Source organism: Shewanella sp. SP1S1-7 (genome assembly GCF_031932105.1).
GTDB lineage: Bacteria > Pseudomonadota > Gammaproteobacteria > Enterobacterales > Shewanellaceae > Shewanella > Shewanella baltica.
In genome coordinates, this window is record NZ_JAUOEU010000010.1 from 1 (window position 1) to 20,705 (window position 20,705).

Annotated in this window: 14 protein-coding genes; 11 read left to right on the forward strand and 3 right to left on the reverse strand. The window is 47.5% G+C overall.

The features are described from left to right. Nucleotides 1-742: 742 nt before the first annotated feature. Entirely contained in the window at nt 743-5,296 is a 4,554-nt protein-coding gene (locus tag Q4Q49_RS09875; RefSeq protein ID WP_012088323.1) for a biotin carboxylase N-terminal domain-containing protein, read from the reverse strand. Nucleotides 5,297-5,417: 121 nt separating this feature from the next. On the opposite strand from Q4Q49_RS09875, the gene Q4Q49_RS09880 reads away from it, so the two are divergent. Then, nucleotides 5,418-6,329 carry a LysR family transcriptional regulator gene (locus tag Q4Q49_RS09880; RefSeq protein WP_006082994.1) on the forward strand — a complete coding sequence of 304 codons (912 nt, stop codon included), beginning with the start codon at nt 5,418-5,420 and terminating at the stop codon, nt 6,327-6,329. On the opposite strand, the gene blaOXA is transcribed toward Q4Q49_RS09880, so the two are convergent. Continuing rightward, on the reverse strand, nt 6,326-7,213 hold the full coding sequence (gene blaOXA, locus Q4Q49_RS09885; protein WP_311900893.1) for an OXA-548 family class D beta-lactamase: 888 nt from the start codon (nt 7,211-7,213) through the stop codon (nt 6,326-6,328). The genes Q4Q49_RS09880 and blaOXA overlap by 4 nt on opposite strands. Nucleotides 7,214-7,546: 333 nt before the next feature. Here blaOXA and Q4Q49_RS09890 point away from each other — a divergent pair, with 333 nt between their 5' ends. From Q4Q49_RS09890 to Q4Q49_RS09935, 10 genes are all read left to right on the forward strand, one after another. Continuing rightward, complete coding sequence (locus Q4Q49_RS09890) at nt 7,547-8,716, forward strand: hypothetical protein (protein WP_311988485.1); 1,170 nt, start codon at nt 7,547-7,549, stop codon at nt 8,714-8,716. 247 nt (nt 8,717-8,963) lie between these two features. Then, nucleotides 8,964-9,623 carry a SprT family zinc-dependent metalloprotease gene (locus Q4Q49_RS09895; RefSeq protein ID WP_311988484.1) on the forward strand — a complete coding sequence of 220 codons (660 nt, stop codon included), beginning with the start codon at nt 8,964-8,966 and terminating at the stop codon, nt 9,621-9,623. A 173-nt stretch (nt 9,624-9,796) separates the two neighbouring features. Next, nucleotides 9,797-10,573 (forward strand): endonuclease EndA, encoded by a 777-nt coding sequence (gene endA, locus Q4Q49_RS09900; protein ID WP_006082998.1) that lies wholly within the window; start codon nt 9,797-9,799, stop codon nt 10,571-10,573. 8 nt (nt 10,574-10,581) lie between these two features. Further along, complete coding sequence (gene rsmE, locus Q4Q49_RS09905) at nt 10,582-11,313, forward strand: 16S rRNA (uracil(1498)-N(3))-methyltransferase (RefSeq protein ID WP_006082999.1); 732 nt, start codon at nt 10,582-10,584, stop codon at nt 11,311-11,313. Nucleotides 11,314-11,404: 91 nt separating this feature from the next. Then, nucleotides 11,405-12,358, forward strand: coding sequence for a glutathione synthase (gshB, locus tag Q4Q49_RS09910; RefSeq protein ID WP_063884004.1), 954 nt, complete (start codon nt 11,405-11,407; stop codon nt 12,356-12,358). A 74-nt stretch (nt 12,359-12,432) separates the two neighbouring features. Further along, nucleotides 12,433-13,752 (forward strand): alkaline phosphatase, encoded by a 1,320-nt coding sequence (locus tag Q4Q49_RS09915; protein ID WP_311999244.1) that lies wholly within the window; start codon nt 12,433-12,435, stop codon nt 13,750-13,752. A 172-nt stretch (nt 13,753-13,924) separates the two neighbouring features. After that, nucleotides 13,925-14,968, forward strand: a complete 1,044-nt coding sequence (locus Q4Q49_RS09920; protein WP_311891541.1) for a methyltransferase — start codon at nt 13,925-13,927, stop codon at nt 14,966-14,968. 479 nt (nt 14,969-15,447) lie between these two features. Next, complete coding sequence (locus Q4Q49_RS09925) at nt 15,448-17,136, forward strand: FapA family protein (protein ID WP_311988482.1); 1,689 nt, start codon at nt 15,448-15,450, stop codon at nt 17,134-17,136. Between the two features lie 229 nt (nt 17,137-17,365). After that, a complete protein-coding gene (locus Q4Q49_RS09930) occupies nt 17,366-17,743 on the forward strand; it encodes a DUF4144 family protein (RefSeq protein ID WP_006083004.1) in 378 nt (125 codons plus the stop codon). Nucleotides 17,744-17,967: 224 nt separating this feature from the next. Continuing rightward, entirely contained in the window at nt 17,968-19,110 is a 1,143-nt protein-coding gene (locus tag Q4Q49_RS09935) for a site-2 protease family protein (protein ID WP_012586842.1), read from the forward strand. A 141-nt stretch (nt 19,111-19,251) separates the two neighbouring features. Here Q4Q49_RS09935 and Q4Q49_RS09940 read toward each other — a convergent pair whose 3' ends face one another. Continuing rightward, the gene (locus Q4Q49_RS09940; RefSeq protein WP_311999245.1) at nt 19,252-20,703 is read right to left on the reverse strand and encodes an efflux transporter outer membrane subunit; all 1,452 of its coding nucleotides are present in this window, start codon (nt 20,701-20,703) and stop codon (nt 19,252-19,254) included. Nucleotides 20,704-20,705 lie beyond the last annotated feature (2 nt).

Here is a 20,705-nt window from a genome sequence, read left to right on the forward strand (position 1 = left end):
TTGTTTTATCTTGTTAAAGAGCAACTCAATATTCGTAAGAGAACGTGAGTACCACACTGAGCGCCGAACGCTTCCAGTTGGCTAGGGCTGCGTATTCTACGCATTTCCCGTTTCGCGTCAAGGAGTATTTTCAACTTCTTGCTGCGCTTGAATTAAATGCTTAAAAGTGACTCAATTCAACCTAACTCGTCAGCTGGCTTTCGCTGTCTGCCGTGTCAGTGGATGCGCATTATAGGGAGCAGGAGATTTTGTGCAACCCCTATTTTAAGGAAATTTGCAGTTAATTCATATCTTCCAAGCTAACCACATCATACCCACCACTTACCCCCAAAGTTATCCACACGCCGCTCATTTTAGACTCAGTTTCAACTTAAAATGAGGTTTGATGAGCCTCTATATACTACGAATAAAGCATGGAGATTCCGTTGATTCTCGAGGCTAGAAGTGGATTCTTGATGCAGCTTGTTCTAATAAATGGGCGAACGACAGATTAAAGAAACTCTTTGCCGACTTAATCAGAAATACAGGTCGTATTGCACAAAGCTGATATTGGCCACTTGTTAGTTATGAGCTTATCTATTAAAGCTAAGCTGATTCATCAAAGACGTCATGCACATTATGAGCGGCATGCTCGCTTGCCTATATTTAGTGACATAAAATTTAGTGGCAATAATTTTGAAGCAAAAAAATACCCGCCAATGGCGGGTATTTTCTTATTCAGCTATGGCGTTAAACGCTGAGCTTATTCTTCTACTGGCGAGACCACGAACAGTAAGTCACCTTGAGACACTTGCTGACCATTGCTGTTCAGGATGCGCTCGATGCGATACTTCTTATCCTCAGGGTACAAAATCGCACTCTGACGGTTAAAGCCGGCTAAGGTCACTTGCGAGAACATCTTCATCGCTTCTGTGAGTGCTAGCGTTTGATCGACGGTAACTATGTCACCTTCTTTCACAAAATCCGCTTCACCCGGTGCAGAAGAGGTATAGAAGATACCTGCGCCTTGGGCTAACACTTTCAGTTCGTTACTTTCACCAACGCGCAGTGACTCAGTGTCCACTTCCACAGTTTCAGCGGCGGCTTCCATTTCAGCGATCAACGCAGGAATGTCCAGCTCAGCCATTAAACGTGGCAGATAGTTAGTATCGTAAACACCTTCGTTGAAGGTACCGTCTTTCAGAATAAGCTTGAGTAACGGAATGTTAGTCGCGATGCCTTTCAGCACTACGCTGTCTAAGTATTCGTACAGTTTGGCAATCACATCCTCACGGTTTTCACCGCGCATGATGATTTGCGCAATCAAGCTATCGTAGTATGGCGATACTTCTTTACCTGGCGCTGCAATCGAAATGATTTCCACATCTGGATGCTCAGGGAAGACACATTCAGTGATCTTGCCCGGATTTGGGATCAACTGCAGTATGCCATGGCTATCGAGCGCCGCTTTCTCAGCGGTTACACGTACTTCCATCGCATAACCAATTTCTTTAGGCTCTAATGCTTCAATTGAACGGCCAGCGGCAATATCAAACTGCGCACTAACGATATCAATACCTGAAGTCGCTTCCGTGACTGGATGCTCAACCTGCAGACGCGTGTTCATCTCCATGAAGTACACTTCGTTGGCATCTAAGTTATAGATAAACTCAACGGTACCTGCGCCCATGTAATCGGTCGCGTCCCCTAAGGCACGAGTATAAGCCAGCACTTGTCGCTTCAGCTCATCTGGCAACATAGTTGAACCAGATTCTTCGACTACTTTTTGGTTATTACGTTGAACCGAACAGTCACGCAAACCTAATACTTTCGCGTTACCGAACTTATCACGCAGTAACTGCACTTCGATGTGACGCAGTGATGTCACATATTTCTCTAAGTACAAGTCACCGTTACCAAAGGCAGCTGCCGCTTCGGTTGCGGTTTTTTGGAATAGACCAATCATGTCTTCAGGACGTTTCACAACCTGAATACCTTTACCGCCACCACCTTGTACCGCTTTAAGCAGTACTGGATAGCCAATCTCGCTCGCCACGTTAACGGCTTGCTCTGCATTGGTCAGAATACCGTGAGAACCTGGCACTACAGGTACATTTTGCGCTTGCGATGTCTTAATTGCGTTCGACTTGTTACCCATAGTCGTCATTGAATGCACGCTAGGACCGACGAAGTTAACACCGTTATTCACACACAGTGCAGCAAACTGCGGGCTTTCTGATAGGAAACCGATACCAGGGTGTAATGCATCCACTTGCTCATACTCGGCCACTTTCAGCACTGAGTAAGCATTCAAGTAACTTTCATCCGAGGTGTTACCACCGAGACAAACTAACTTGTCAGAATCTTTGAGCATGTCCGCTGGCACTGATGTCATATCAGGATCCGACGCCACTAATACCACATTGATATTATTGTCATGCGCCTTACGGATCAATTTCACCGCAGTACAACCACGGGCGTGAACCAATACTTTGTTAATTGGCTTCATTAACTGGCGTGGATCGTTCTGCACGATCACTTCTTCTTCAACAGTTGCTTCAACCACTAAGGTCGACAGTGCATTGATGATCACGTCGTTAATTTTTGCCGAAGGCATTGGCATCAGAGGATCGATACCCGCTAACTGAGAGTCTAAATTGTCGCTGAAAGGGTTATGGACTAAGCCCGCCATTGCGCCAGGTACTTTTGACAAGTAGTTAGACAAGGTTGCCGTTGATGGTAAGTAAGCTGGCACTACCATTTGGCCTGCGAATGGCATGTTAGTGCCAGACAGATAGTAAGTTTGCACTAATGGGTGAGTCACAAAACTCGCCTGCGCACCACCAGTACAGTCACCAAAACCAAACATCAGTACAGGCAATTCGTTATCACGAATAAAGCGCGTGATACGGTCGTTCACCACAGCCATAGAGAATAGCGCCGCGGCACCTTCTTTAGTCTGCATACCACCTGAACTGATAAAGCACACAACGGGTAATTTACGCTTAGCACACTCGATCAACAGCGCTGAGAATTTCTCGGCACTAGCCATATCAAATGCACCGGCTTGGAATGCGGTGTTAGACACAGCCACACCCACACGTACTTTTTGACCTTTTTCTTTAAAGTCAGCAATACCTGTGATCAAACCACATGGGCGAATGCCTTTATCTAACGCGTCTTCAATCGATAAACGGAAGCCAGGGAAGTTGAGCAAGTTAGCCGACATTTTGTCGCCATTGATCTCTTCGAAATGGGTAAAGAACTGCTTAACCACATTTTCCCAAGTCATGTTGCCTTTACGTTTTTCGTCACGCAGCACTTTTTGGATCAATAGATCCTGATAACCCATGGTCAAGCGGTTCCAGAAGTCCTTACGACGACCGATACGCACAGGGTTGATCGCGCCAGTGTACTTGCTGGTATCGCTTTCGCTATCGAAATACTCAGGCAGTAGACGTTCGAAGAAGTAAGTCAGTACCACGAATAGACTGTCGTTAAGTTGTGGAAAACCCACACTCTTCCACTGTTCTACGCGGACTAATAAATCTGCACGGTTCGATTGACCCATGAAGTATTTAAGCCACTTGTAGAACTTAGCTTTGTCGTTCGAGGTATCTTGTGTCGACATTGCATGGTCAATTGACTTGTGCAGCAGGTTGTTCACTGAATTACGTGACAAACTCTTCGACATCATGGCTTCTTTCGCGATTGACGCTAAGCTACCGACAACGTTGTCGTACAAGGCATTGAAGATCAGAATGTTATGGCATTGCCAAATAAAGTCTTCACGCAGCTCTTCATTCACAACCACATCGAGTACGGTCAGCTGATTCAGCTCAGGCCATTTAGCTTGAGTTACAGACTTTGGCAAACTTTCTAAGTGCTGAATCAGCCCTTTGAAGTTGTTGGCCGCATTACTCTTCCAGCGGTGATACAAAGACCAGCTGATGTTAAATAACAGCGCCTTACGTGCTTTCTTATAGTTCTCTTTTGGTTCACCCAAAATCAAACGAGTCAACATGTTACGCTCGGTAGACACTTCATCACGCTTAGCGACAAAAGTAGTCCACAATTTATTCAATTCTTCGTCATAAACCAGTTTATCTGGGTTAGATAACCAAGCTTGGAACACACGGTCTTGTTCCTGTTGGATACGCGCCAACAGATCACCTTCTGGCACGCTAGCACGTGACAGACGACCGTATTGCTCTTGAGAAATCGAATGGATACGGCTACGCAGCGTTAAATAACGCAAATAACGATAAGCACTACCAAACAGATTGTGGTGACTGGTTGGGCTCGTTGCCACAGCCAATTCTGCGTTCAGTTCCAAAGCCATCAAGTTTTTAGATGGATTTAGGAAACGGGTTAAGCTGCGATCATAATGTTCACGTAAATCTTTAGATTCACGCACAAAATTCATCGCTGCACGCTCAACCGCTTCAACGCTGCTAATAATGGCGCGGCGCAGATTGTGCTGACGCTCATCACGGTCGCCCGGTGAAAAGTCGATAATACCGTCGATACAACCTGAGGTATAAAGCTCTTCTGGTGATACACCCACAGATTTCGCACATTCTTGCCAAGATAAGTTGTACTTACGGGCAATACTTTGCAGACCTTGTGGCTGGATCGTGTTGAAAATACCGTCACGCAACGACAACAGAATGTTCGCCGCCGCTAATGGAATCGCACCGCCAGAATAACCGGCACCGATCACAATACCGACTGTCGGTACGTCAACGTTGGCGCTTTCTGCGATAGCTTTAGAAATTGAATGCGCTTGGTTTTGGCTGTTAGCGATTTCGCCAGCATCCGCTCCAGGAGTATCAATTAAATAGATAATTGGCATAGACAATTCGGCAAAATGACGAATTGCTTTACAGGCGGCGTAATGATGCTCAGGCATCCAAGCACCGTTTGCGGTAGTGCGTTCTTGGGCGATAAAGCCAATACGACGAGTGCGTGAACCAAAGTTCAGCTCGACCTCAGCACTGTAAAAAGAGCCCAAGTGAGTTTCAGTAATCAAGCGACCTTTAAGATCGGCAATGATACGTTTTGCACCAGGACGACCTTTATCTTGGGTCGGCTGGATTACTTTAGTAACGTAACCGTCGACATCTAACGATGCCAAGTCTTTCAAGTTTGCCTGAATGGCATCCTCATTTAAAAGACCTTTAATTTCTTCCGATAAACTCTGCTTACTGTGCTTAGGAAACAGAGAAAAATCCTTTGCCAAATGCTCGGCTTGTAAAAAAAGCGGATCGGGCGTTTGGGCTTGAGTCATGTGTGTGGGCTGATTATTGCTGGTCATCAAAAGATCCTCTGCTTAGCCTCTGAAAATTTTTAGCCAATAAATATAACTTTGTTATCCCGTCAAATGCCATTAAACTGCATAAGACGCTATGTTCCAAATATGAGACAGTGGGAAAAACATGCCAGATTTAAACGGTATGATGCTATTTGCAGCCGTAGTTAGAGCTAAGGGATTCTCCCAAGCTGCACGTGAAACCGGCCACCCAAAATCCACCATAAGTCGCAAAATCGCGCAGCTTGAAGAACAACTTGGCGTGCGATTGCTACAGCGCGACACCCGTAACTTGAGTCTGACCCAAGTCGGGGCACTCTTTTACCAACACTGTGATTCCATTCGCAATGAGGTGGAAGCGGCCAAGGCTGTTATCGAGAATACTCACGATGATGTGTCAGGATCATTACGGATTGCGATCCCTGTGTCATTTAGCCAAGAATTAATCGCTAATCTCTGTAGCGGATTTATGCGTTTATATCCCAATGTTGAATTAGATGTCCAGTTTACCGACAACGATATTGGTTTGGTCGGCGAAGGATATGACATAGCCATCAAATATGGCCCACTTCAATCATCGGACTTAGTCGCACGATTACTGTTTGAACGCCAACCGATTTTAGTCGCAAGCCCAGGTTACTTAAAACTCAAAGGCACGCCCGCAACGCCAAAAGAACTCAGCCTGCACAGTGGTATTTTATTGGGGACTTCTCGCTCGGCGCCGATTTGGCCACTGGGTAAAGGTTCACGTAAAACTATGGCGAACTTCCAGCGTAAAGTGCGGGTCAACAGCCCTATCATGGTGAAGCAATTAGCCATGGATGATTTTGGCATCGCCATGCTATCCAATTCGGCCTGTAAGACCGAACTAGCCAATGGACAGCTAGTACCGATTTTACAGGAATGGCCAATTGAACCCTTTAAGGTTTACGGGGTTTATTCGAGTCGACGCCAACTGGCCACCAACATCAGCGTCTTCTTAGACTTCTTCGTAAAACGCTTTAGCAGCCAAGAAAGTCTGCAATCCCTCATGGGCTAAGGAATTACGTGTTCCAGTTTTAACACTTCTTTAGTAATGGCTTGACGCAATGGCAAACCTGCGGCGTCGGGTATATCCATATTCATTGCAAAAAACCACACATTATCATCGAGTTCTACCCAACCCACCCACCAGCCAATACTTGGCTCAGCTCTGACCGCATAGCCGGTTTTTGCGCGAATAATATAGTCAGAATTCGCCTCGGTGAGCATGGCCTGCTTAACGATTCGTTGACTGCGCTCTGAGGCATGGATCTTGTTGTGATAAAGCCGACGCAGGAAATCAATTTGCTCAGTGGCCGAAATCCGAATACCGCCATCGAGCCAAAAGCTATCTAAGTTACCCGAGATATCCTCATTGCCATAATCGAAGGAGGCGATCATCTTCGACATCCGCGCCTCACCAATTTGGCGGGCAAACTCTTGATAGACGGGCACAACCGAATACTTCATCCCAGTAATCAAGTTATGATCACGATTCCAAGTGGCGATATCACGACTTTTACCATCCCATTTAAACACTTGGTGCTCATCCTTCACCACACCCAACTCGAGCGCAATCAAGCTATTGGGGATTTTAAAGGTCGATGCCGGTAAAAAACCTTGATTGGCACGTTTAAGATTGTTGGTATATCCCTGTTGCTTGTTTTCGTTCCACAGCACCACCACGCCCGAGGCTTGTTGGGACTTAGTTTTTTGCGGTTTAGCTTGTTGTTGCTTAGCTAGTTGCGGTTCAACTTGGTGCTGAGTAAAAATGGCATCCCAACTGCGGGTTTCTTGCCACTCCGTCTTCGCCGCTGTTGAGGCAAAAGCTGGGGCAGCAAAGATTGACGACGCTAACAGTGAGGACATCACCAACACAGTCGATATGGCGAACGAACGCATAAAGTCTCCTTGTAGAAAACAAAAAATCCAATGAACTAAAAAAGTGATTAAGGCTATCACTTAGCGTGTTTGCATGCCCTAGCAAACTGCTGACCAATTGTGGCAAAAAAGAGGCAAGTAAGTTCTGCCATAGAAGGACTGATGCCAGCTCCGCCGCCTTTGAAATAGAAGATGTTGAGATAGAAGATATTGGCATAAGATGACGAAGATCACTGAGCATAACTTTATTACCCTCAGCTTGTAGTGCATACTTTTTGGCATAAGAGCCTTCCAGTGGACGAGATGAACATCATTTCCAATCAATAAGGTCTAGTCACTACAGGGAAATCAAAAATGTTGAAGCCAGTATTGAAGCCAGTGTTAACGCTAATCCTCGCCAGTAGCTTGCTCAATACGGCCAGTGCTGTGCAGCTATTGGGTGATGTTGAAGTTTCCCGCCTTCCAACAGCCGAAACAACCATGGGCGAAGTCGTGACTCGTTATCAAGCACTCGATGATGGCCTGACCCAGCAGTTAAGTTCCAAGAAAAACGAAGTCGATGCCACCCAATTAGCCGCGCGCCAAGGTCACAGATTATGGCAACAGGCAGTACGCGATGTGCAGTCCGGTCATGTTGACGACCGACCTTTATATTGGGCGCGCCTTGCCATGCTTAATAGTCTTAAGAGCACCAGCGCCAACTTTAAAATGGCCGATTGGCAAAATGACATATTAATGAGTGCAGTTGAAAAGGCCTCACGGGGATTTAGCGATATTCAATATGCTGATGATGTTCAAATCAAAATATTCCTCACGGGTTTCGATCCCTTCTTCCTCGATAAAGATATCACCCAGAGTAATCCTTCCGGCTTAGTCGCCCTCGCCTTGGATGGTTTCCGCTTTGATGTAAATGGCAAAACGGCGCAAATCGAAACTGCTATGGTGCCAGTGCGTTTTGAGGATTTTGACCAAGGACTTATCGAATCGCTACTGAGCCCGATATACCGCGATCCTAAAACCAAATTTGTATTTACCGTCAGCATGGGCCGAACTGACTTTGATATTGAACGCTTCCCTGCCCGAAATCGCAGTGCCGCGGCGCCCGATAACCAAAACGTCCTCACTGGCGGCACTAAAACCGCACCGGTTGCCCCCAAGCTCAATGGCAAAGATTTTATCGGCCCGCAATTTGTCGAATTCTCGCTGCCTGTTGCCGCCATGCAAGTAAAAGATGGCCAATGGAAAGTCAACGATAACCACACTGTCACTACCCTTGCTCGCGGTGAGTTTAGTGCAACATCATTGAATGAGCTGCAAAACGAAACGTCGGTCGAAGGCTCTGGCGGCGGTTATCTTTCTAATGAAATTTCCTATCGCGCCATAGTGTTGCAGCAAAAGTTCAATAGCCATGCGAAAGTCGGCCACATTCACACCCCAAGAGTCAAAGGCTATGACGCCGATACAGAGCAAGCCATAGTCGAACAAGTGCGCACTATGGTGATGCAAGCGGCGGCGAGTTTATAACCAAGCCACACTGGCTGAAACTGGCATTGTCAGATAGCGTTCGCTATGATGCGAACGCTTGGCCTGACTCTTATTTCAAGCGTTGATTTGGAAGGCTGAGTATAAGAGCGGATAACAAGAACAAGCGTTCGAACGCAGAAGCCAAGCGCCATACTTAGGATTGGCTTCAATAGCTGATGCTTCATAACTAAATGAGTGTTAAGCACTCAATGTTTACCTTTAACCGACGAGATCCAACGCTAACCCTATGTTGAAACCTGCAGACTTACTCAATGCTTTACGTCGTCGCAGCAGTGAAGCACTCGCCCCACTGACAAAATCGACATACGCAGCCTTAGGCCAAAGCCAAGATAAGTCGCAGCTGATAACGAGTCCACCAGTACAAGATCCGGCTCAGGCGCATATTTTCACCGGTTCATCACGCCCACTCTCATCACTGCAAATACAAGTACTAGAGCGAATTGAAGCTTGTTATCAAGAAGCGGAGATATCGCTTAAGCGCGCTTTCCCGCGCCCAGTTACACAATTTAGTCTCAGGGGAAAGAGCGCGGGTACGGCTCATCTGCAGCAGAATCGTTTGCGATTCAATCCGGTGTTGCTACGCGAAAACAGCGAAGCTTTTCTAACTGAAGTTGTACCGCACGAAATTTGTCATTTACTGTGTTTTCAGCTTTTTGGTAAAACCAAGCCCCACGGTAAAGAATGGCAATCTTTGATGTTAACGGTATTTAAGGTTAACCCGAGTACCACCCACAGCTTCAATACCACTTCTGTGGCAGGTCGCGACGTGGAGTATCGCTGCGCCTGTGGACCGATTCGGTTAAGTATTCGCCGCCATAACAAGGTGCTACGCGGTGAAAGCCGTTATATCTGTAAACGCTGTAAGACCCATGTAACGGCGATCTAAGCACTCTTCGCGCACAATCCTCACATCCACTCCACAATTCGAATTTCAGCATTTGGGAATTGCGTGAGTAAAAAGTACGACGCAATTTGCATAAGCAGCGGCATTTCCCTTACCATCACGCCATAAAAGACGAGCCAAAGGCTCGCGTAGTGTTTGTTATTTTGGGATAAATTTTGAACAAAACTTCTTTAACCGTTAATTCGCGGCGACTTTTGTTGTGCCTAATCACTTGGGCCGCGACCTCATCTGTGCCCGCTAGCGCCTCAGTGTCACACCCCAGCAGTTTCAGCCAAGCGAAAACTAAGTCGCAGGCGCTCTACGCCGGAAGTCGCCAAGGTACTCTACCCGCCACCAGTTTTTACTGTGGCTGCGATATTCAGATCAAAGGCAAATCGTGGAAACCCGATCTCGCCAGCTGCGGTTATCAAGTCCGTAAACAGGAAACCCGCGCCAATCGTATCGAGTGGGAACACATAGTGCCCGCCTGGGAATTTGGCCATCAGCTCCAATGCTGGCAAAAGGGCGGGCGTAAAAACTGCGCCGATAACAGTAACGAATTTAATAAGATGGAAGCGGACATGCACAACTTAGTGCCCGCCATCGGTGAAGTGAACGGCGATCGCAGTAACTTCCGTTTTAGCCAATGGAACGGTAAAGCCGACCAATATGGCCAATGCGCTATGGTGGTCGATTTTAAGAATCGTCAGGCGCAGCCGCCCGTAAACGCTCGCGGTAAGATAGCCAGAACCTACCTCTATATGCAGCAGACCTATGGGCTTAAAATCGCGTCGAGCCAATTAAAATTGTTTAAGGCATGGGATAAAACCTATCCAGTTGATACTATTGAGTGCAAACGCGATAACGCTATAGCGCAAACTCAAGGCAACCATAATCCCTTTGTGCAGAATGCCTGTAATGCGCCACCACTGCGTCAACAATTAGCCGAGTAAGGTCGACAATGAGAGTCCCAAGAATTTATCAACCTCAACCATTAGCCATCAATCAACAGTTGAACTTAGACGAAGATGGCGCAGCCCATATCGGCAAAGTGCTGCGCATGGGTAACGGCGAACATATTAGCCTATTCAATGGCGATGGCCATGATTATCTTGCTGAAATTGTCGATGCAGGTAAGAAGCATGTCACAGTAAAACTGCTTTCCTGTGAGGCCAATTTATCTGAGTCGCCACTCAACTTGCACTTAGGCCAAGTGATTTCCCGTGGCGATAGAATGGAATTCACCATTCAAAAATCGGTCGAGCTGGGTGTGAATACCATTACGCCGCTGTTTTCCGATCGCTGCGGTGTAAAGCTTAATGGCGAACGCCTAGAGAAAAAAATTCAGCAATGGCAGAAAATCGTTGTAAGCGCCTGTGAACAATCGGGCCGCAGCCAAGTGCCTGTGGTTCGCCCAGCGATGGACTTACACGATTGGTGCAGTGAGCCAACCTCGGCACTGAAACTCAATTTACATCCACGTGCCGCACACGGCATCAATGGCTTAGATTTAGCGCACACCCGCGTGCGCCTGTTAATTGGCCCAGAAGGTGGTTTGTCGGCGGAAGAAATCGCCATGACAGAAACCTATCAATTTACCGATGTGTTGCTTGGCCCTAGAGTGCTTCGCACTGAAACCGCCTCGCTCACGGCCATTACGGCGCTGCAACTCAGATTTGGTGATTTAGGCTAAACCGCAGCCGCAAGCTGCGCTGGCATGACAGACCCCATTATCCAATAAATGCTTTTTTGCCTGCAAACGGCGACAAATAAGGAACAGATTAATGATAAAACTCGGCATAGTGATGGACCCCATCAGTGAGATCAACATTAAGAAAGACTCCAGTTTTGCCATGTTAATGGCCGCGCAGGACAGAGGTTATCAACTGTTTTATATGGAAATGGCCGATCTTGCCATGGTCAACGGCGTGGCGATGGCCAATATGCGTCCGTTAACTGTTATCAATGATGCGAGCAAATGGTATGAGCTAGGCGAATCTCAAGACACGCCAATGAGCGAACTCGACGTGATCTTAATGCGTAAAGACCCGCCATTCGATACTGAGTTCATCTACGCCACTTACATGCTTGAGCGCGCCGAAGAACAAGGCGTGTTAATCGTCAACAAGCCACAAAGCCTACGCGATGCTAACGAAAAGCTGTTCACCGCATGGTTTAGCGAATTCACCCCAGAAACGATCGTGACCCGTGATGCCAAACGTATCCGCGCTTTCCACCAAGCTAAGGGCGATATCATTCTCAAGCCTTTAGATGGCATGGGCGGCACCTCGATTTTCCGCGTGAAGCAGGATGACCCTAACCTTGGGGTGATCATCGAGACCTTGACCAGCTATGGCCAACAATATGCGATGGCGCAAGCCTTTATCCCTGAAATTACCAAAGGCGATAAACGCATTTTAGTGGTCGATGGCGAGCCTGTACCTTACGCGCTGGCACGTATCCCAATGAAAGGTGAAACCCGTGGCAACTTAGCCGCCGGCGGTAGCGGTGTGGCGCAGCCTTTATCCGACAGCGATTGGGCGATTGCCCGCGCTATTGGCCCTGAGCTTAAAAAACGTGGACTGATTTTTGTCGGGTTAGACGTGATTGGTGACAAGCTGACTGAGATCAATGTGACGAGCCCAACCTGTATCCGTGAAATCCAAGCGGCATTTGATGTCGACATCACGGGCATGTTAATGGATGCTATCGAAGCACGCATTAACGCCAAAGCATAAGAATTTACCAACGAGTTTGTTGATTGTAAGGCGCGAGCAAATCGCGAGCGCCGAACCACTTCTAGGGATGTGATATGAGTTTCACCAAAGCGCCACTCTTGTTACTCGGCATCAGTTTGCTGTTATCTACGCCAGTTTGGGCAGATGAAACGGGTCCAACGAAAGCGCCATCGCGACCGAAAAACATCGTCATCATGATAGGTGATGGTATGGGGCCGTCTTACACTAGCGCCTACCGCTATTACAAAGATAATCCTGACACCGAAGAAGTCGAGCAAACCGTATTTGACCGTTTACTGGTGGGCATGGCGAGTACCTATCCCGCGAGCGTCAGTGGTTATGTGACTGACTCAGCCGCGGCCGCGACAGCCCTAGCCACAGGGGTTAAATCGTATAATGGGGCGATTTCGGTCGATACCCAAAAGCAACCACTGCCGACCATACTCGAAAAAGCCAAATCCCTTGGCCTCAGCACAGGTGTCGCGGTAACGTCGCAAATCAACCACGCCACGCCAGCCGCCTTTTTGGCACACAACGAGAGCCGTAAAAACTACGACGCTCTGGCACTCAGCTATTTAGAAACCAACGCCGATGTATTTTTAGGCGGTGGTCAAAAGTATTTCCCCCCAGCGCTGTTAGAGCAGATCAAAGCCAAGGGCTATCAGCACATCAGCCGTTTTGAGGATCTCGCCAGCATCACCCAACCTAAAGTGTTGGGCCTGTTTGCTGAAGTCCAATTGCCTTGGGCAATTGATGAAAAAGATGCGAAAAAACTCAGTACCTTAACCCAAAAAGCACTCAGCTTGCTGTCGCAGAATGAGCAAGGGTTTGTGCTATTAGTCGAAGGGAGTCTCATCGACTGGGCGGGCCACAATAACGACATCGCCACTGCTATGGGTGAGATGGATGAATTCTCCAATGCCATTGAAGTAGTTGAGCAATTTGTGCGTGAACATCCCGATACCCTGATGGTGATCACCGCCGATCACAATACCGGTGGCCTATCGATTGGCGTCGATGGTAACTACAACTGGAACCCTGAAATCCTGCGTAATATCTCGGCAAGCACAGACACTTTGGCCTTAGCCGCCATCACTGGTGAGCAATGGCAAGCCGATCTCGCCCGTGGTTTAGGCTTTGAGCTTAGCGAAGAAGAAGTCGCCAAATTGAACGTCGCCAGAATGCAGGGATTAGAAACCATGGCGGTGGCGATTCGCCATGTTATTGATAAACGTACTGATACAGGTTGGACAACCGACGGTCACACAGGCACAGACGTACAAGTCTTTGCCGCAGGTCCGGCGTCTGAGCTGTTTAACGGCCATCAAGATAATACCGATATCGCCAATAAGATTTTTAGCTTATTACCTAAACCGAAGAAACCTAAAAGCTAAGCGTTAATCGATACCGTTCATTAAAGGTAATCACATAAGGCAACCGCATAATGCAGTTGCCTTTTTTATTGGGTCTTTTTATTAGGTCTTAGCGCAGGGATTCGATGCAAACTGGCTCAGGCGTGAATAACGGGTATAATGCCCACACTTAAGTTTATAGGTGCCAGTAACCGTGTTAACCAATCCATCGCAAGTCATTATTCGTAATCAAGACAGCCTAAGCCAACATAAAGTATTAGTGCTCAATCATGAAGCCGATCTACTGCCAAAAGCCCTGCTCGATGTCGCGGCATCGGTCGATGCACTCGCCTTGGATTACCACCATTACTTGCACTTAGCGCCGCACGCCAACTCAAAGCTGCGTTGCTATTTCGGCCATGACCTGCCGCACCAAGACCCGCTTGAACGAGAAAAGTACGATACGGTTATTGTTTATTTCCCCAAAGCCAAACCCTTAGCACCTTATTTGTTTAACCTCGCCGCCAATCATCTTGTGCCTAACGGCCAACTGTTAGTCGTTGGAGAAAACAAAGGCGGGATTAAGTCTTTAGTGAAGCTGTTGCCTGAGTATTTTGCGACTGGAATGAAGCTCGATAACGCTCGCCACTGCCTGTTATTTGGCAGCAGTTTGGAAAGTAGCGCACCAGCGATGAAGCTCAGCGACTGGGTCAGTCAGTATCAACTGACTACACCACAGGGCGAAATCAGTATCTGCAATTTAGTTGGGGTGTTTAGCGAAAAACGCTTAGATCTGGGTACTGAATTGTTACTGTCGCACCTGCCGACACTCTCGGGCCGAGTGCTCGATTTTGGTTGCGGCGCCGGCGTGATTACCGCTGCCCTACTCAAGGCACAGCCGAGCTTATCCTTAGAGTGTGTCGATATTAATGCGATGGCCTTGGCTTCCTGCGAACTCACCTTAGCCGCCAATGGCATGACGGCCAAAGTCTATCCTTCCGATGGACTGGCGCAAACCACGGGGAAATTTAACGGCATTATCTCTAATCCGCCGTTCCACGATGGCCTTGCAAGCACCACCAGCATAGCGCAGAACTTTGTCACTGATAGTGCCAAGCAATTACAACATAACGGTATTTGGCAAATTGTCGCCAACCGCCACTTGCCCTATTCCGATATCATTGCCGCCGAATTTGGCCAATTAAAAGTGGTTGCCGATAACAACAAGTACAAGCTGTATTACTTCCAACACAAGTAAAACTCTACAGATAACGCGCTTATGCTTTGGTTATAGGCGCGTTATTGACTACGCCTCATACTCACTCATGTCACTATCCCATTTTTTCAGATAAAGCTTATCTTTCCTCGTGTTACAAAACTCAATATTGTGATCTGCCGCATGTCAGCGATTCCCGTAAACACACTTCCATTTACCTCAAATTGCCGTTCCTAGCATAGGAATTTGATTTAAAACACCAAAATAATCGCTAAAGCGAAAGTTAGCATTAAGTTGCGACTTACACTGCGATTAGTAGGAATAAACCAGAGATAACACTGCCTATCCCATTAAATTTATTATAAAAAACTATTTACAAATCACCCCATAGACCACAATCAACAAAATTACAACATTTGCTGTTTTTGCAGCCAAAAAGGCTTCTTTACCCTAAGTTTCTACTGTTATACTCAAATCAGCTTCTTAAACAATAATAAAACGCAATTACTAGGAATGCCCCTATGCTGGACCCTGAACTCATAGAGCTAAACAGCGATAAGACCAAAGCTGAATTGCGCCTGATCCCTAATGTCCATGGCCCAGTCACCCATGAAGACATAATGCGCCTGCTGTCTTTACCTGAATTCGGTTCCCTGTTTCCTTTAGAGCCAGCTATTACTAAAACCGTCGCTAAAATTAACGCTCTGTGCAGCCAAGATGAGGGGAAGTTTGAGCTCTTCACTGTTTTAGCCGAACGCCGCGATGGCGCCATAGCAATCGAAATCAGCCCAGATAAAATGCAAGCCAGCCTCAAACTGACCGCAGCATGGGGCGGTAAACAGATAGATTTACCAGAGATCCTTACCCATCTCAAAAAGAACAACGTCTGCATGGGGTTGAGCAAGCTCAAAATTCAAGCGCTACTGAAACAACTCGGTACGCTCAAGGCCGGCGAAGTTTGCCAAAGTGACATCGCCCAAGGTAAAGCGCCAGTCAATGGACTCAATGCGGTATTAGAACGCAAAGTGTTCCTCGCGCGCGAACGCTTACTCCAGCCACAAGAGCGGGAAGATGGCAGTGTCGATATGCGCAATCTCGGCTCGCTTATCGTCGTCAAAGCCAATGATCTCTTGATGGTTAAGCACCCCGCCACCGAAGGCACTCCGGGTTACAACATTAAGGGCGAAGTGCTTAAACAAAAACCGGGTAAAGATGCCGTGCTTCAAGCGGGTACAGGCACAGCTTTGCATCCGCAGGATCCCAATAAACTCATCGCCACAGTAGCAGGGCAACCCGTCGAAACCCGTACAGGTATGAATGTCGATGATATTTTACAGCTTAAAGATGTCGACATCGGCACAGGTCATATCAGCTTTAAGGGCAGTATTTTAATCACCGGCGATGTCCACGAGGGCATGGTCGTTAAAAGTTCAGGGGATATAACCGTAATGGGCTTTGTGGACTCCGCTACCCTAGAGGCGGAAGGTGACGTCACAGTAAGTAAAGGCATCATTGGCAGACAAATCAAAGCCAATGAATACTCTACCAATATCCATTCTCAAGGGCAGATCAGCGCCCAGTTTGTGCAATATTCAAACTTAGTGGCCAAGGGCAATATCTTAGTCACTAAACAGTTACTGCACAGCCATACCAAAACCGCCGGCAGTTTAACGGTCAGCGATCCGAGTGGTCGTCGTGGCGATCTGGTGGGCGGTGTCGCACGTGCAGAGAAAGGCATCACGGCGGTTGTCATAGGGGCAACGGCGGGAACCAAAACCGACGTTTATTGCGCGATGGAACATGCCGAACTCAAACAAGATCTCAAGCTACTCGATGAAAGCGTTAAAGCTATGGTTGTCGCCAGTTTAGATATTGAGGCTCGCCTCAATAAATTACCCCCAAAGTCAGAATGGCAAGGCGACGCGGCGATGATCGAGCAAATCAAGATGATGCTCGACCAGAAGAATCGCATTTTGGATGAGCGCACCCGTGAAGAACTCGAGTTCGATACCTTAAAACAAGAAGTCGAAGGCTATTACGAGAAATACCGTATCGAAGTGCTTAAACACGTATTCCTCAATGTTGAGTTACATATAGGTCCAGCGAATCATCGCACCGCCCGTGAACACGGCACTTGCTGCATTGCCAATGTCAGTCAAGAGATTAACTTTGACTATAACGCCAAAGCCAAAGCCGCACCGACCGCATGATCTTGGCTAGGTGTGATGACTCAGTCGTCACGCCTTCCTCATTCAGCCAGACTCAGTGAACTTGTTCTGGCCTCTATCAATCTTCCCTCAGCGTGGCATACTGCTGTCAGATAAACTCACGCAGCAGCATGCCAAGTATCTTCTTGTATAATCCTAATCCTTGTCTACTGCCAATGATTGTTCTCAGAGACTGTCTCAGAGCCCATTTTAAACTTCCTAAGGATCTGAAATGACTAGCGTTAAGATGTCGAGTATTGAATGGCCAGCCATTGTAAAACTGACTCAAAGTGACGAATTACTTTACCTAGAACACCAAAGGGATTGGCTCGAACTCGCCTGTCTCTATCAGCATCATTTTATCGATACCGATCAATTACTCGACTCTAAAGGCCAGCGTTATCTAATCAGTGCCTGTCCGCAGAAAATCCATGAAGATCCCGTCGGCGAACTGCCGCAATTACTGCGCCAAAAACAAGATTTACCGCTCAATGAATTTATCAAGTGGGTTCAAAACCATGCCCAAGCACTGGGGCAATGCTGCGTTGCTAAGCTGGCTTTCACAACGATTTCCCAAGGGATTGAAATTGTACGCACCCTCGATGAATAAACGGCAAGCAGCTGAGATACTATCTACCAACAACTCAGTTGCTCAATAAAAAACACTATGACCTTAAAAGCTAATATCCTCATAGTGAATTCACAGGCATAATTTGCCGCTGTGTAGCAGCGCCGAGTCCACTGGCAAAGCGCGGCTAAAATACACTTCAAAATGACCATCTTCTTCGTCGACTCAAGGGATGACGTTTAAGTTGGCACTAAATATACAAACAGATGGAACCGAAATTGGAACTACTTAAGATTGACTGCTTAGGCAAACAACTGCGCTTAGAAGGCTCACTCGCGGGCTGGCAACAACTCTTCTGGGACAATACCTTAGTCTCACAAAAAGAAGCTTCCGTCGACAATGGCGGCCTCAAGGTTCATGTCTTTGAGCTCACCCACCACAGCAGCCCATTGGCGACCGAAAGTGGCGAGCAAGCCATCGCCATGACAGAAAATAAAATCCAAGTTCGCCTCGAAACCGATCTCGTTTGGCAGCCTTTCCGCCTTGATTACTGCTTGCTGCTGGATGACAAAATCATCGACCAAGGCCGACGCACCGAAAAAGATATTGAACGCCAAACTCCAGAAACGCCCATTGTGAAGCAGCAAAAACTGAGCATGGTAGGACTTGCCTCCCTTGGTTTTAAACTGTTAAAGAGCGCCAAAGTCATAAAAGTAGTGTTAGCGGGCGCCAGCGTTGCCGCTTATTCTTGGCTATTCTCCTTCCAATTTGCCCTCGCGCTCATCGCCTGCTTAGTGTTCCACGAATACGGCCATATCCGCGCGATGAAATATTTTGGGATGAAAACCAAAGGAATTTACCTTATTCCCTTTATGGGCGGACTTGCCCTCTCCGATGAGAAAATTAATACGCGTTGGCAAGATGTGGTGATTTCTATCATGGGGCCAACCTTTGGACTCTTGATGTCCATCGCATCCTTGATTGCTTACCACGCCACGGGCAATGTGTTTTTTGCAGGCCTTGCCGCCTTTAATGCGCTACTTAACCTATTCAATTTATTGCCTATTTTGCCACTCGATGGCGGGCATATTTTAAAGAGCATTAGTTTTTCAATGAACAGCATCATGGGCTTGGTCGCCTGCGCCGCCGGTGCCGCTTTCGGAGTGTATATCAGCTACACCTTAGGCTTAGCGCTATTGGGCTTCTTATTGTTAATTGGCAGCCTAGAAATTATTTTCGAGTGGCGTACTCGCCATCAAAGCCATCTGCTGCCATTAGACAGATACGGGCAAATCTTCTCGGTTATTTGGTATTTGCTCACAGTTGGCGCCTTAGTCGGCATCATCTGGCACTTAGCTGGAACGGGCGATGATATGCTCAGCCTGCCGCTGCAAATATTGCGCAGCTAATGTGGCTTAACGGCTAAACACAGCGCAAAGGCACTAGCAACTCAGAGGCTTGCGCTTGCCTGAGTTATATAAAAACGAAAAACCGCTATTAATAGCGGTTTTTCGTTTTTCTATAGTGCTGTGATGCTTTACAACAATGCATTATTCCTTTGCCAAAGGCGGGGCGATATCGCTGCCGCCAAGGGCTTGATAAAGCGTCGCTTGGGCGGTGAGTTGGTTGTAACGATTCTCGAGCAAAGCAGCCTCGGCGCTACGACGATTCTCTTGGGCATCAATCCAATTCTGAATACCGATAGCGCCATTGCGGTACTGGCTCTCATAAATGGCTTCAACGGCCGCCGCCGCGCTAAATTGCTGCGCCAACTTCTCCCCTTGATAGCGATATTGCTGCTTAGCCGAAATCGCGTTATCGACATCTTCAAAGGCGGAATAAAGCGTCTTGCGATAATTCACCACTGCAGTTTGATAATCGATATCGGCAATATCGTTATTGATTTGCATTTGATTCCACTGCAAAAAAGGCAAGACTAGCCCTGCGCCTAAGCTGCCAACGGGATTACGTAACAACTCTTTTAACTCTGAGGTCGACTCTCCAACACCGCCGGTTAAACTCAGGCTGGGGAAATAACTCGCATAGGTGGCATCTTTACTCGCCAAGGCGGAGCGCAGTTGATACAAGGAAGCCTTCACATCTGGGCGTCTGACTAACAAATCTGCGGGTACACCCACGCTAACGTCCGGCACTGCCACATCGGGGAGTTGCTTAATCTCAACCCAAGTGTCCCCTGAGGCTAAACTCTGCGCCGGATCAGCAGCTGGTGCCTGATTGAGTAATATCGCGAGGGCGTTTTTAGCCACAGTTAATTGTTGAATAAGCTGGCTATGCGCAGCCTCTTGTCCCGCCATACTGCGCTGAGCTTCAAGCACATTCACTTGCGTCACGGCGCCAGAATCATACTGCCTTTGGGTTAATGCCAGCGTTTGCTTACTGTACTCGATACTCTTTTGGCTTAAATCAATCCGTTGATTTAAATAACCTATCTGCCAATACAAGGATGCGGTGGTCGCCACTAAGCTTTGGGTGGTACTTTCCCTATCTTCGGCACTCGCCAGCGCAGTCCATTGGGCTTGGTCGATATTGGCCGACACTTTGCCCCACAAATCCACCTCATAACTCACGGACAAGTTAGCTTGATAGCTCTTAGTCGCATCGCCGCCCTCAAGTGGCTGATTACGGGAAGCACCAAGATTGGCCGATAATTGCGGATACAGATCGTCCCGCGTTAGCCCTGCCTGCAAGCGCGCTTTACGCAGGGTTAAGGTCGCCAGCGTTAAGTCATTGTTAGTGCTCAATACTTGGCTAACCAGCTTATCAAGCTCGGGCTGATGAAACTGCTGCCACCACGGGTCGACCTTTACTTGCTCGTTCACTGTGGTGTGTTGCCACTGTTCTGGAATTGCCAATGCTGGCGGTTCAAAGTCTGAGCGCATCAAACTGCCGCAGCCACTTAGCAAAACGATTCCCAAAGCCATGCCCACAGCAATAGTACTGCTACGAAGCGAAAATGGCTGATTAAAAACTTTATTATTCATGG

Coding starts and splice junctions, on each gene's coding strand:
- Q4Q49_RS09875 (WP_012088323.1), bottom strand. CDS start 5,296: ATGACCAGCAATAATCAGCCCACACACATGACTCAAGCCCAAACGCCC.
- Q4Q49_RS09880 (WP_006082994.1), top strand. CDS start 5,418: ATGCCAGATTTAAACGGTATGATGCTATTTGCAGCCGTAGTTAGAGCT.
- blaOXA (WP_311900893.1), bottom strand. CDS start 7,213: ATGCGTTCGTTCGCCATATCGACTGTGTTGGTGATGTCCTCACTGTTA.
- Q4Q49_RS09890 (WP_311988485.1), top strand. CDS start 7,547: ATGTTGAAGCCAGTATTGAAGCCAGTGTTAACGCTAATCCTCGCCAGT.
- Q4Q49_RS09895 (WP_311988484.1), top strand. CDS start 8,964: ATGTTGAAACCTGCAGACTTACTCAATGCTTTACGTCGTCGCAGCAGT.
- rsmE (WP_006082999.1), top strand. CDS start 10,582: ATGAGAGTCCCAAGAATTTATCAACCTCAACCATTAGCCATCAATCAA.
- gshB (WP_063884004.1), top strand. CDS start 11,405: ATGATAAAACTCGGCATAGTGATGGACCCCATCAGTGAGATCAACATT.
- Q4Q49_RS09915 (WP_311999244.1), top strand. CDS start 12,433: ATGAGTTTCACCAAAGCGCCACTCTTGTTACTCGGCATCAGTTTGCTG.
- Q4Q49_RS09925 (WP_311988482.1), top strand. CDS start 15,448: ATGCTGGACCCTGAACTCATAGAGCTAAACAGCGATAAGACCAAAGCT.
- Q4Q49_RS09930 (WP_006083004.1), top strand. CDS start 17,366: ATGACTAGCGTTAAGATGTCGAGTATTGAATGGCCAGCCATTGTAAAA.
- Q4Q49_RS09935 (WP_012586842.1), top strand. CDS start 17,968: ATGGAACCGAAATTGGAACTACTTAAGATTGACTGCTTAGGCAAACAA.
- Q4Q49_RS09940 (WP_311999245.1), bottom strand. CDS start 20,703: ATGAATAATAAAGTTTTTAATCAGCCATTTTCGCTTCGTAGCAGTACT.